This window comes from Streptomyces sp. cf386 (assembly GCF_900103585.1).
In the GTDB taxonomy this organism is placed as follows: domain Bacteria; phylum Actinomycetota; class Actinomycetes; order Streptomycetales; family Streptomycetaceae; genus Streptomyces.
Genome location: NZ_FNHV01000007.1, coordinates 505,864 through 517,356 on the forward strand (window position 1 = coordinate 505,864; position 11,493 = coordinate 517,356).

The 11,493-nt window shown below is 69.1% G+C and carries 13 protein-coding genes and 1 rRNA gene; 8 read left to right on the forward strand and 6 right to left on the reverse strand.

The genetic code is table 11. From position 1 onward, the window contains the following. Positions 1 to 68 precede the first annotated feature (68 nt). Both BLU79_RS21035 and BLU79_RS21040 read right to left on the reverse strand, forming a co-directional pair. Positions 69 to 1,184, reverse strand: coding sequence for an S-adenosylmethionine:tRNA ribosyltransferase-isomerase (locus BLU79_RS21035; protein ID WP_093907356.1), 1,116 nt, complete (start codon positions 1,182 to 1,184; stop codon positions 69 to 71). Continuing rightward, the gene (locus BLU79_RS21040; RefSeq protein ID WP_093907357.1) at positions 1,181 to 1,879 is read right to left on the reverse strand and encodes an SDR family NAD(P)-dependent oxidoreductase; all 699 of its coding nucleotides are present in this window, start codon (positions 1,877 to 1,879) and stop codon (positions 1,181 to 1,183) included. The genes BLU79_RS21035 and BLU79_RS21040 overlap by 4 nt, the downstream gene beginning before the upstream one ends. A 213-nt stretch (positions 1,880 to 2,092) precedes the next feature. Between BLU79_RS21040 and BLU79_RS21045 the strand changes: the two genes are divergently transcribed. The 3 genes from BLU79_RS21045 (at position 2,093) to chpE (ending at position 4,286) form a co-directional block, all read left to right on the forward strand. Then, positions 2,093 to 3,238 carry a GAF domain-containing sensor histidine kinase gene (locus BLU79_RS21045; protein ID WP_093907358.1) on the forward strand — a complete coding sequence of 382 codons (1,146 nt, stop codon included), beginning with the start codon at positions 2,093 to 2,095 and terminating at the stop codon, positions 3,236 to 3,238. Beyond that, on the forward strand, positions 3,231 to 3,872 hold the full coding sequence (locus BLU79_RS21050; protein ID WP_093907359.1) for a response regulator: 642 nt from the start codon (positions 3,231 to 3,233) through the stop codon (positions 3,870 to 3,872). Before BLU79_RS21045 ends, BLU79_RS21050 begins: the two co-directional genes overlap by 8 nt. Positions 3,873 to 4,040: 168 nt before the next feature. Continuing rightward, positions 4,041 to 4,286, forward strand: a complete 246-nt coding sequence (gene chpE, locus BLU79_RS21055; RefSeq protein WP_093907360.1) for a chaplin ChpE — start codon at positions 4,041 to 4,043, stop codon at positions 4,284 to 4,286. A gap of 232 nt (positions 4,287 to 4,518) precedes the next feature. Here chpE and BLU79_RS21060 read toward each other — a convergent pair whose 3' ends face one another. Continuing rightward, positions 4,519 to 5,307, reverse strand: a complete 789-nt coding sequence (locus tag BLU79_RS21060) for a hypothetical protein (RefSeq protein ID WP_093907361.1) — start codon at positions 5,305 to 5,307, stop codon at positions 4,519 to 4,521. 146 nt (positions 5,308 to 5,453) lie between these two features. Here BLU79_RS21060 and BLU79_RS21065 point away from each other — a divergent pair, with 146 nt between their 5' ends. The 3 genes from BLU79_RS21065 (at position 5,454) to BLU79_RS21075 (ending at position 7,869) form a co-directional block, all read left to right on the forward strand. Then, positions 5,454 to 6,251 (forward strand): ABC transporter ATP-binding protein, encoded by a 798-nt coding sequence (locus BLU79_RS21065; RefSeq protein ID WP_093907362.1) that lies wholly within the window; start codon positions 5,454 to 5,456, stop codon positions 6,249 to 6,251. 105 nt (positions 6,252 to 6,356) lie between these two features. After that, complete coding sequence (locus tag BLU79_RS21070) at positions 6,357 to 6,788, forward strand: NfeD family protein (protein WP_093907363.1); 432 nt, start codon at positions 6,357 to 6,359, stop codon at positions 6,786 to 6,788. Between the two features lie 133 nt (positions 6,789 to 6,921). Continuing rightward, positions 6,922 to 7,869 carry an SPFH domain-containing protein gene (locus tag BLU79_RS21075; protein ID WP_093907364.1) on the forward strand — a complete coding sequence of 316 codons (948 nt, stop codon included), beginning with the start codon at positions 6,922 to 6,924 and terminating at the stop codon, positions 7,867 to 7,869. A gap of 140 nt (positions 7,870 to 8,009) precedes the next feature. Here BLU79_RS21075 and BLU79_RS21080 read toward each other — a convergent pair whose 3' ends face one another. From BLU79_RS21080 to BLU79_RS21090, 3 genes are all read right to left on the reverse strand, one after another. Then, positions 8,010 to 8,516 carry an HNH endonuclease gene (locus tag BLU79_RS21080; RefSeq protein WP_093907365.1) on the reverse strand — a complete coding sequence of 169 codons (507 nt, stop codon included), beginning with the start codon at positions 8,514 to 8,516 and terminating at the stop codon, positions 8,010 to 8,012. A gap of 146 nt (positions 8,517 to 8,662) precedes the next feature. After that, positions 8,663 to 9,202, reverse strand: a complete 540-nt coding sequence (locus BLU79_RS21085; protein WP_093907366.1) for a YbhB/YbcL family Raf kinase inhibitor-like protein — start codon at positions 9,200 to 9,202, stop codon at positions 8,663 to 8,665. A gap of 43 nt (positions 9,203 to 9,245) precedes the next feature. Then, the gene (locus tag BLU79_RS21090; RefSeq protein WP_093907367.1) at positions 9,246 to 10,028 is read right to left on the reverse strand and encodes a sporulation protein; all 783 of its coding nucleotides are present in this window, start codon (positions 10,026 to 10,028) and stop codon (positions 9,246 to 9,248) included. A 140-nt stretch (positions 10,029 to 10,168) separates the two neighbouring features. Here BLU79_RS21090 and BLU79_RS21095 point away from each other — a divergent pair, with 140 nt between their 5' ends. Beyond that, positions 10,169 to 10,819: a DNA-3-methyladenine glycosylase gene (locus BLU79_RS21095; RefSeq protein WP_093907368.1), complete on the forward strand. Its 651-nt coding sequence runs from the start codon at positions 10,169 to 10,171 to the stop codon at positions 10,817 to 10,819. A 612-nt stretch (positions 10,820 to 11,431) separates the two neighbouring features. Next, positions 11,432 to 11,493 (forward strand): 16S ribosomal RNA (locus tag BLU79_RS21105); the annotation flags it as partial.

The following is an 11,493-nucleotide window of genomic DNA, read 5'->3' on the forward strand; positions in this document are numbered from 1 at the left end:
TACCTACTACGGACTTTCGTACGTGACGTGCGCCCTATGTGCGGGCTCACATCGGCCACGTAACGGTCTCACCGGCAGTTGCTGAAGCAACGCTCTGAGTGAGGGTTCTCCGTCGGGAGGATGAGATGCACGTCGCCGAACTCGTGCCAGAGGTAGAGCCCCCGCAGCGCCTCCTCGTAGCTGCGGTCGACAGCGGCCCGCCCGGCGACCGCCTCCAGCATCAGCAGATGCGAGGCCTCCGGCTCGTGCAGCCCGGTCAGCAGCCCGTCCACCACCCGCACCCCGCGCTCCGGCGTGACGACGAGGTCCGTCCACCCTTCACACGCGCGTACGACCCCGTCGGCGTCCGCCGCCGACTCCACGGCCCGCACGGCCGTCGTCCCGACCGCGACGACCCTCCCGCCACCGGCCTGCACCGCGTTGATCAGCCGGGCCGACGCCTCCGGCACCGCGAACCGCTCCGGATACGGCGGCTCGTGCGCCTCGGCCGAGGCCACCCCGGTATGCAGCGTGATCGGCGCGAACCCAACCCCCCGGCTCACCAGCTCCGTCACCATCCGCACCGTGAAGGGCCGCGCCGCACTCGGCATCTCGGCGCTGCCCGTCCCGTCGGCCGACGGCAGGGCGAACACCGTCTGGTAAGCGGACGGCGGCTGGTCCCGCTCCGTGTAGGAGTAGCGGATCGGTCGCCCGTGCTCACGCATCAGGGCAAGGACCCCGGCGCCCCCTGCCCGCTCCGAGGCCCCTTCGGGCCCGGCCACCCGCGCCCACCACAGCCGCTCGCTCCCCGCGCTCAGCGGTTCCTCCAGCACCAGCCGCATCCCACCCGGCACCCGCACCTCAGTCCCCGCGGGCGCCCCCGCACGCGCGCGCGTGGTGCCCCGCTCATCGGGATCCCGCAGCTCGACCGCCCAGCGCCCGTCGTCCCCGCGCGTGGAGAAGTGCACCACCACGCGCGCGTGCCCGATCCACCCGTCCACAGCGGCGGCCAGCGTCTCCGACGTGTTGACGACCAGCAGATCCCCGGCCCGCAGCAGCCGCGGCAGCTCGCCGAACGCGTGGTGCGACACCTGGGTGCCACGCGACACGAGCAGCCGTACGGCATCCCGGTCCAGGCCGGCCCCCCGCTGCTCGGCCGGCACCCGGGCCGACAACTCCTCCGGCACCCTCACCGCCAGCGTCATCGCCGCCCCTCCAGCAGAGACGGCGCCCCGTAGCGCCCGCTCGCCGGACGCTCGTCCAGCAACCGCAGGAAAGCGGGCACCACACTGGCCGGCGCAGGCCGCGGATCGTCGTCGTCCGGGACGGCCGCCGCGTACAGGTCCGTGGCCATGTCCCCGGGGTCGACCGCCCAGACCCGCAACCCGGGCTCCTCCGCACCGAGCACCGCCGAAAGATGGTCCAGCGCGGCCTTCGACGCCCCGTACCCGCCCCACGTCTCGTACGCCTCGGAGGCGGCGTCCGAGCTGACCGTGATCACCGTGCCCGCTCCGGACGCCCGCAGCAGCGGCAGCGCCTCCTGAACGAGCGCCAGCGCGGCGATCACGTTCACCTCCAGCGCCCTGCGCAGCCCCTGCAGCGGCAGCTCGTCCAGCCGTACCAGCGGCTCGGCGCCCAGCGCGCTGGCGTTGCTCACCAGCAGATCGACGCCGCCCAGCCGCCACCCGGCCGCCACCAGCTCGGACCGGTGCCCGGCGTCCGTGACGTCCCCCGGCACGGCCATCACACGCGTGCCGTACGTCTGGAGCCCGGCCGCCGTCTCCTGGAGGACCTCCGCGGTCCTGGCGTCGAGGACCAGGTCCCAGCCCCGCGCGGCCAGCGCCTCGGCGAGCGCCCGCCCCAGTCCCTTCGAGGCCCCCGTGATGATCGCTACCGGCATGACAACCGTCCCCTCGTCCCAGCCCGCCTCCGATCGGCGGTGCCCTCAACGTAGGAACCGGCACGCCCGCCCGCGTCGGACGCGGGCCGCAAAACCGCAGGGCCCTTCGTCCTACGCCGCCGATCCCGGGACCACAGCCCTAGGTCCCCGGCCCCACCCGGTGGCCACCACAGGTCCGATCCGACTGTCACACCCCGCCGGTACCGTGAGGGCATGAGTCAAGGCCCCAGGTCCGGTCTGGCCGCGGTGAGCTCCGCGCTGCTGGCCATGAGCAGGCATCTAGAGGTGCGCGACGTCCTCAAGACGATCGTCGCCTCGGCCCGCGAACTGCTCGACGCGCAGTACGCCGCGCTCGGCGTACCGGACGACCACGGCGGATTCGCCCAGTTCGTGGTCGACGGGGTCAGCGACCAGCAGTGGAAGGCCATCGGCCCGCTGCCCCGCCAGCACGGCATCCTCGCCGCGATGCTCCAGGAGGCCAAGGTCGAGCGCCTCGCGGACGTCCGCAGGGACCCCCGCTTCGAGGGCTGGCCGTCGGCCCACCCCGACATGTCCGACTTCCTGGGCCTGCCGATCCGCGACGGCGACGAGGTCATCGGCGCCTTGTTCCTGGCGAACAAGAACTGCCCGAAACCGGAAGGCAGTTGTGGCTTCACCGAGGAGGACGAGGAACTCCTCTCCATCCTCGCCCAGCACGCCGCGATCGCCCTCACCAACGCCCGCCTCTACGAGCGCAGCCGCGAACTGACGATCGTCGAGGAACGCTCGCGCCTCGCCCACGAACTGCACGACGCGGTCAGCCAGAAGCTGTTCTCCCTGCGTCTGACGGCCCAGGCTGCCGCCGCCCTGATCGACCGCGACCCGTCCCGCGCCAAGGGCGAGTTGCACCAGGTGGCCGCACTCGCCGCCGAGGCCGCCGACGAACTGCGGGCCGCCGTCGTCGAGTTGCGCCCCGCAGCCCTCGACGAGGACGGCCTCGTCGCCACCCTGCGCACCCAGATCCAGGTCCTCGACCGCGCCCACACCGCGCGCGTGACCTTCGCCGGCCGCGGTGTGAAGGCCCTGCCCGCCGCCCAGGAGGAGGCCGTGCTCCGCGTCGCCCAGGAGGCCCTGCACAACGCCTTGCGGCACTCCGGAGCCGAGCACGTCGACGTGACGCTGGACCGGCGCGGCAGCGGAGCCGTCCTGCGCGTCACGGACGACGGCAGCGGCTTCGACCCGACGGCGATACGCCGAGCCGGACGCCACCTCGGCCTGGTCTCCATGCGGGACCGGGCGAGCGGGGTCGGCGGCACGCTGACCGTGGAATCGGCGCCCGGCAAGGGCACCACGATCGAGATGGAGGCCCCCGGTGGCTGACGCAATCAAGGTGCTGCTCGTCGACGACCACCAGGTGGTCCGCCGGGGCCTGCGCACCTTCCTCGAAGTGCAGGACGACATCGAGGTCGTGGGCGAGGCCGCCGACGGCGCCGAGGGAGTGGCCCGCGCCCAGGAACTGAAGCCGGACATCGTCCTCATGGACGTCAAGATGCCGGGGATGGACGGCGTCGAGGCCCTGCGCAAGCTCCGCGAACTCGACAACCCCGCGCGCGTGCTGATCGTCACCAGCTTCACCGAACAGCGCACGGTGATCCCGGCCCTGCGCGCGGGCGCCGCCGGTTACGTCTACAAGGACGTGGACCCCGACGCTCTCGCCGGCGCCATCCGCTCCGTCCACGCCGGGCACATCCTGCTTCAACCCGAGGTCGCGGGCGCCCTGTTGTCCCAGGAGGAGGCCAACTCGGGGCAGGGGAGAGCGGGCTCGCTGACGGAGCGGGAGCGCGAGGTACTCGGCCTGATCGCGGACGGCCGCTCGAACCGCGAGATAGCCAGAGCCCTGGTCCTGTCGGAGAAGACCGTCAAGACCCACGTCTCGAACATCCTGATGAAGCTCGACCTGGCGGACCGCACCCAGGCCGCGCTGTGGGCCGTACGCCATGGCGTGACCGGCTGAAACGCTCTCCGCAGGAGGTCACGGACGGCAATTCGGAGGGTCCCGCTCCGGACTGAGATTCATACCGTCGTGGGAATGTCCCCCAGATGGCGCATCCTCCGCCGATCTCCGGCGTTCTCCAGTGCGTGCTGCGGCGACTGCCGCGGCAACCGCAAGGAGGGCTTAGAAGTGAAGAACCTGAAGAAGGCAGCGGCCGTGACGATGGTGGCGGGTGGCCTGCTGGCCGCCGGTGCCGGAATGGCCTCCGCCACCGACGGCGCGCACGCCGACGGCAAGGCCGTGGGCTCCCCGGGCATCGTCTCGGGCAACCTCGTCCAGGCCCCGGTTCACGTCCCGGTCAACGTCTCGGGCAACAGCGTGAACGTCGTCGGCATCCTGAACCCCGCCTTCGGCAACCTGGCCGTCAACAAGTGACGCCGACCCGAAGCGAGCAGTGACCTCCGGCCTCCCGGGTACCCCGGGAGGCCGGTCTGTGTTCGACGAACGCCACGGGGTTCGACGAAGGCAGGGGGCTTCTTCAGCGCCGTCCCGGCATTTCAGCCCGTCCGGCGTTTGAGTACGAGGCCCCTTCAGGGCCGATACGGGAGTCTGGGGGCAGAGCCCCCGGCCACGGTCACACCAACGCCGATCACCGGACGACCGACCCTCACCGAACCCCCCGCTCCCGCTCCTCCACAACGGAGTTGTACGCAGCCACCTGCGCCCGCCGAGCCACCCGCTCCACCGGCCGCAACGCCTCCGCCCGAGCCCCCATCTCAGCGGAGCTCACCGCACCCCCGTGCCCGTTCTCATACGCCAGCGAGACGAGCAACCCCACCCGCTGCGCCAGCTCCAGCACCCGCACCGCCCGCGGCGGATACCCCGGAGCCAACACCTCCCGCCCCCGCTCGGCCCGCGCCCGATACGCATCGATCGCCGCCTCCGCCACCGGCCCCGACCCGGCGACATCCAACCGCGACAACACCTCGGTCGCGTCCCGCAGGGCCTCCGCCAGCTCCCGCTCGGCCTCACCCAGCGACGGCACATCCGCAGGCGGCGCTTCCCGCACGGCCAGGCAGTGCCAGACGACCTCGACATGGACATCACCGTCGGGCCCGGCCTCGTACACCTCCGGCACCAACCCGAACGCGGCGCCGTGACAGATCACGGCTTCCTCGGCATCCATCGCCCGAGCGTTGAACTCCGGCGGACCGCTCAACCCCAGCGGATGCCCGGGCGCGGGCAGCGCGATCCGCAGCCCGCTCACCCCGAGCGCCCGCAGCCGCCCCAGCGCCAGCGTGAGTCCGACGGGCGCCGACTCTCCCGGCAGCCCTTCCACCCGGTGCACGGCATCGTCCCCGACGATCTCGAGCACAGCGTCATCCGGAGAGACAAGTCCGGCCAAAAGGGCATTTCCCCAAGCCGCAAGACGTCCTGAACGTGGTTCCGAGAGCATGCCCCCACCCTAAGGACCGGACCGATGGAATGAAGGTGCGGACCGGTGGCGTAGATTTCCTTGAGGGCTGCGCCCACAGGCGCACGCGACCACCGAGACGCCGAGACGCCGACACCGGTCACACTGCAAGGGGAGACAACGCGCTCATGAGCGATGTTCTGGAGCTTCAGGACGTATCCGTGGTCCGTGAGGGCCGGGCTCTGGTGGACCAGGTCTCCTGGTCGGTCAAGGAGGGCGAGCGCTGGGTCATCCTCGGCCCCAACGGCGCCGGCAAGACCACCGTTCTGAACCTCGCCTCCAGCTACCTCTACCCCAGCAAGGGCACCGTCTCCATTCTCGGCGAGACCCTCGGCAAGCCCGGCACCGACGTCTTCGAGCTGCGCCCGCGCATCGGGACGGCCGGCGTCGCCATGATCGACAAGCTGCCCAAGCGCCAGACCGTCCTCCAGACGGTGCTGACCGCCGCGTACGGCATGACCGCCGGCTGGCACGAGGACTACGACGAGATCGACGAGCAGCGCGCCCGCGCCTTCCTCGACCGCCTCGGCATGAGCGACTACCTGGACCGAAAGTTCGGCACGCTCTCCGAAGGCGAGCGCAAGCGCACCCTCATCGCCCGCGCCCTGATGACCGACCCCGAGCTGCTCCTCCTCGACGAGCCCGCCGCCGGCCTCGACCTCGGCGGCCGCGAGGACCTCGTACGCCGTCTCGGCCGCCTCGCCCGCGACCCGATCGCCCCGTCGATGCTCATGGTCACCCACCACGTCGAGGAGATCGCCCCCGGCTTCACCCACGTCCTGATGATCCGTCAGGGCAAGGTCCTCGCCGCCGGCCCGCTGGAGCTCGAACTCACCTCCCGCAACCTCTCCCTCTGCTTCGGCCTCCCCCTCGTCGTCGAACAGGTCGGCGACCGCTGGACCGCACAGGGCCTCCCTCTGTCCTGACCGCGCCCTTCACCCCGCGAACCCTCGGCGAAACCCCGGTAAGAAGGCCCTTCAAACTGATCGGCGCCCTGTCCGCGACAGGGCCCGCGGTCATACCATGACCATGTGGAAATCGACGCGTGGGTTTGGTGGTTGATCGGCGCGGCAGCGCTCGGCATCGGGCTCGTGATCACCGCGATGCCCGAACTCGGCATGCTGGCTGTGGGCGCCGTCGCGGCCGCGGTGGTCGCCGGCATCTTCGGTGGTGATGCCGTCGTCCAGGTCGTGGCCTTCGTCGTCATCTCGACCGCACTCATCGCCGTCGTACGGCCCATCGCGAACCGACATCGCGCACAGCGGCCCCAACTCGCCACCGGCATCGAGGCGTTGAAGGGCAAACAGGCCGTCGTACTGGAGCGCGTCGACGCCTCAGGTGGCCGGATCAAGCTCGCCGGAGAGGTCTGGTCGGCACGTTCCCTCGACACCGACCGCGCCTACGAAGTAGGCCAGGAAGTGGACGTCGTGGACATCGAGGGCGCCACGGCGATCGTCATGTGACCTCGCACGACGTAAGTGGCGCGAACGCGCCACGGGCCACGCGACGGTCTGTCAGACTCGACCAGCAAGATCTTCAACAAACATAAGATCTGCCGAAGTTGCCGCAGCGGAGAAGGGATACGGGGAAACGACGATGGAACCGGTCATCATCGTCTTGATCATTCTGGTGGTGTTGGTCTTCATCGCCCTGATCAAGACGATCCAGGTCATCCCACAGGCGAGTGCGGCCATCGTCGAACGCTTCGGCCGTTACACGCGGACACTCAACGCGGGCCTCAACATCGTGGTCCCGTTCATCGACACCATCCGCAACCGCATCGACCTGCGCGAACAGGTCGTACCGTTCCCGCCGCAGCCGGTGATCACCCAGGACAACCTGGTCGTGAACATCGACACGGTCATCTACTACCAGGTGACCGACGCCCGCGCCGCCACCTACGAAGTGGCCAGCTACATCCAGGCGATCGAGCAGCTGACGGTCACCACGCTCCGCAACATCATCGGCGGCATGGACCTCGAGCGCACCCTGACCTCCCGCGAGGAGATCAACGCGGCCCTGCGCGGCGTCCTCGACGAGGCGACGGGCAAGTGGGGAATCCGGGTCAACCGAGTCGAACTGAAGGCGATCGAACCCCCCACCTCCATCCAGGACTCGATGGAGAAGCAGATGCGCGCCGACCGAGACAAGCGCGCCGCGATCCTCACCGCCGAAGGTACGCGCCAGGCAGCCATCCTCACCGCGGAGGGCGAGAAGCAGTCCCAGATCCTCCGCGCCGAGGGTGAGGCCAAGGCCGCCGCCCTGCGAGCCGAGGGCGAGGCTCAAGCAGTCCGAACGGTCTTCGAGGCGATCCACGCCGGCGACCCGGACCAGAAGCTCCTCTCCTACCAGTACCTCCAGATGCTCCCCAAGATCGCCGAAGGCGACGCCAACAAGCTCTGGATCGTCCCCAGCGAAATCGGCGACGCCCTCAAGGGCCTCTCCGGCGCGATGGGCAACCTGGGCGGCCTGGGCGGCGGCAACGGGTCGTCCGGCAACAGCGGTTCAGGCGCGGAACGCCGAGAGAAGCCGTCGATCGACTGACGCCAAGTCGGCCGTACGACAAAGGGGCCCGCCTTCTGAGGAAGGCGGGCCCCAAAGGCTTTCAGGGGCGCGGGGAACTGCGCGACAAGCCATAACGCACCCGCAGCCAACGAACAACTCCAGGTCCCACGGCGATTAGTTCACGCCGCGTCCAGAGCCAGCCAATCCGGCAGCGCAGCAAACTCGTCCGCCCCCAGCGCCAGCAACATCGCATCGGCAGGCGTCGGCTCGAACGGCTCCCGCAGCAGCGGCATACCCGCCTGCTCAGGCGTCCGGTCAGCCTTCCGATGGTTGTCCTCCGCACACGAGGCGACCGTATTCAGCCACGTGTCCTGCCCACCCCGCGACCGCGGCACCACATGGTCCACCGTCGTGGCCCTGCGACCGCAGTACGCGCACCTGTGCCGGTCCCGCACCAGCACACCCCGCCTCGACCACGGAGCTTGTCTTCGGAACGGCACCCGTACGTACCTGCACAGCCTGATCACCCGGGGCGCGGGTATGTCGACCTCGGCTCCCCGCATACGCAGTTCGGGGTGGGCCTGCTCGACGACGGCCTTGTCCTGGAGCACCAGAACGACGGCTCGATTCAACGTCACCGTCGACAGCGGCTCGAAGCTCGCGTTCAGTACCAGCGTGTCCCGCATGACCAGCCCACCTCCCGTGTGCACCTGCCCACCCCCTGGCGGACTGGGATCAACTCTGGCCGGGCACGCCGAGATGGACAACGAAATAAAAAATGCCCGCCCCCGATCACTTCCATGACCAGGGGCGGGCAAACGTTCCATGAACGTCAGGCTTCGGCGGGCGCCTCGTACTCACCGATCACATGGGCGCGCGCGAGGGCGTGGAACCGCAGGTTGAAGCCGACGACGGCCGGGCTGGCGTCCGAGTCCGGACCGAGTTTCTCCTGGTCCACGGCGTACACCGTGAACACATAGCGGTGCGGCCCGTCCCCGGGAGGCGGCGCGGCACCACCGAAGTCCTTCGACCCATAGTCGTTCCGCGCCTGTACGGCACCCTCCGGCAATCCCTCGAACTTGCCGCTGCCCGCCCCCGCCGGCAGCTCGGTCACCGAGGCCGGGATGTCGAAGACGACCCAGTGCCAGAACCCGCTGCCCGTAGGGGCGTCCGGGTCGTAGCAGGTCACGGCGAAGCTCTTGGTCTCGGCCGGGAAGCCCTCCCAGCGCAGCTGCGGCGAGGTGTTGCCGACCGCGTAGACCTGAGCGTCCCTGAGGGTCCCGCCGTGCTCGACGTCCTCGCTCGCGACCGTGAAGGACGGCACGGGCGGATGGAAGTCGTGCGGCAGCGGCCGCCTCTTCAGCTCGGTCACGTCGATACCTCCTGATGGAACAGTGGAATCCGTAGTTCCGAGCCTAGAACCAGTTGCGCTTGCTGCCGACCTCGGACAGCCACTGGTTGAGATACGCCGCCCAGTCGGTCCCCTGGAAGTCGTTCAGCCCGACCTGGAACGACCGGAAGGTGTCGCTGCCCTCGCTGAACAGCCCCGGCTTCTTGTCCATTTCGAGGACGACGTCCATCGCGTTCTCGTCCGCGACGAAGCTCAACTCGACCTGGTTGATGCCACGGTACTGCTGCGGCGGGAAGAACTCGATCTCCTGGTAGAACGGCAGCTTCTGCCGCGTACCGCGGATGTGGCCGCGCTCCATGTCCGCGTTCTTGAAGCGGAAGCCCAGCTGGATGAAGGCGTCGAGGATGGCCTTCTGCGCGGGCAGCGGGTGCACGTTGATCGGGTCCAGGTCGGTGGAGTCCACGGCCCGCGCGATCGCCAGCTCCGTCGTCACACCGATGTTCATGCCACGCAGGGGCTGACCGTCGATCGTCGTGACCGGCGTCTCCCACGGGATGTCCAGCCCGAAGGGCACCGCGTGCACGCCCCCGGCCTGAAGCTCGAAGGCACCACCGAGCGACAGCTTGGTGAACTCGATGTCCTGCTTGTACTCCGAGTCCTGCCCCTCGACCTCGACGCGCGCCTGCAGGCCCACCGACAGGCCCTCGACGTTCTGGTTCACGGACCCGCCCTGAATCCGCACCTCACCCTGGACGACACCGCCCGGGACGACGTTGACCTCCGTCAGCACCGTCTCGACCGAAGCACCGCCGGCCCCCAGGCTCGCGAGCAGCTTCTTGAACGCCATGACTCTCCTCTTCTCAGAGTGGATCCCTGATCCCTACAAACGCGATCCGGCCGTGGCCGGTTCCGCGTCCTCACCCTGGCAAGGCGAGCGCCCCCTGACCACCCCGTTGCGACCACCCGTCTGCACTACCCTCGGACGGCATGATCGTGGCCCCCGACCGTACGCCCCTCCCCAGGGACTTCTTCGACCGGCCCGTCCTGGAGGTCGCCCCCGACCTCCTGGGCCGCATCCTCGTACGAACCACACCGGACGGTCCGATCGCCCTCCGTCTCACGGAGGTCGAGGCCTACGACGGCCCGAACGACCCCGGCTCCCACGCCTATCGCGGCCGCACTCCCCGCAATGACGTGATGTTCGGTCCCCCCGGACACGTCTACGTCTACTTCACCTACGGCATGTGGCACTGCATGAACCTGGTGTGCGGCCCCGACGGCCAGGCATGCGCGGTCCTGCTGCGCGCCGGCGAGATCGTTGAGGGCGCCGAACTCGCCCGCCAACGTCGACTCTCGGCCCGCAACGACAAGGAACTGGCCAAAGGCCCGGCCCGCCTCGCCACCGCCCTGAACGTGGACCGTGCCCTGGACGGCACGGACGCCTGCGCCTCCGGCGAGACACCGCTGAGGATCCTTGCCGGCACCCCGATCGGCTGCGACCAGGTACGCAACGGCCCACGCACCGGCGTGGCGGGCGACGGCGGCAACGGCGACATCCACCCCTGGCGCTTCTGGATCGCCAACGACCCCACGGTGAGCCCCTATCGGGCCCATGTCCCGAAGCGCCGCTCAAGTTGACGCGCCTTGGCGAGGCGCGTAACGTAGCCCGAGCCGCTGAACCGGGTACTGCGTAGTCAGCAGCCGGAGCGGCCAACCCACTACTTACGAACACCCTCAACGGGGTCGATTTCGGCGTGTCTGCATGCCCGAATTCGAATCCGCAAGGCCCGATTATGAATCGGGCGGGGGAATCGGTTAACGTAGTGAATGTCGAAAGGCCGACGGGTGAAAGCCCAGAGCTTCACGACATCCCGCCGACCAGGGAATCGGATCGAGAAAGGATCTGATAGAGTCGGAACCGCCGGAAAGGGAAACGCGAAAGCGGAGACCTGGAAAGCACCGAGGAAATCGGATCAGAAAAAGATCTGATAGAGTCGGAAACGCAAGAACGAAGGGAAGCGCCCGGAGGAAAGCCCGAGAGGGTGAGTACAAAGGAAGCGTCCGTTCCTTGAGAACTCAACAGCGTGCCAAAAATCAACGCCAGATTAGTTGATACCCCGTCTCCGGCCGGATCACCGGTTGGGACGAGGTTCCTTTGAAGAAAACACAGCGAGGACGCTGTGAACGGCCGGGCTTATTCCGCCTGGCTGTTCCGCTCTCGTGATGTGTCGTCCCGATTACGGGAAAACATTCACGGAGAGTTTGATCCTGGCTCAGGACGAACGCTGGCGGCGTGCTTAACACATGCAAGT

Coding starts and splice junctions, on each gene's coding strand:
- BLU79_RS21035 (WP_093907356.1), bottom strand. CDS start 1,184: ATGACGCTGGCGGTGAGGGTGCCGGAGGAGTTGTCGGCCCGGGTGCCG.
- BLU79_RS21040 (WP_093907357.1), bottom strand. CDS start 1,879: ATGCCGGTAGCGATCATCACGGGGGCCTCGAAGGGACTGGGGCGGGCG.
- BLU79_RS21045 (WP_093907358.1), top strand. CDS start 2,093: ATGAGTCAAGGCCCCAGGTCCGGTCTGGCCGCGGTGAGCTCCGCGCTG.
- BLU79_RS21060 (WP_093907361.1), bottom strand. CDS start 5,307: ATGCTCTCGGAACCACGTTCAGGACGTCTTGCGGCTTGGGGAAATGCC.
- BLU79_RS21065 (WP_093907362.1), top strand. CDS start 5,454: ATGAGCGATGTTCTGGAGCTTCAGGACGTATCCGTGGTCCGTGAGGGC.
- BLU79_RS21075 (WP_093907364.1), top strand. CDS start 6,922: ATGGAACCGGTCATCATCGTCTTGATCATTCTGGTGGTGTTGGTCTTC.
- BLU79_RS21080 (WP_093907365.1), bottom strand. CDS start 8,516: ATGCGGGACACGCTGGTACTGAACGCGAGCTTCGAGCCGCTGTCGACG.
- BLU79_RS21090 (WP_093907367.1), bottom strand. CDS start 10,028: ATGGCGTTCAAGAAGCTGCTCGCGAGCCTGGGGGCCGGCGGTGCTTCG.
- BLU79_RS21095 (WP_093907368.1), top strand. CDS start 10,169: ATGATCGTGGCCCCCGACCGTACGCCCCTCCCCAGGGACTTCTTCGAC.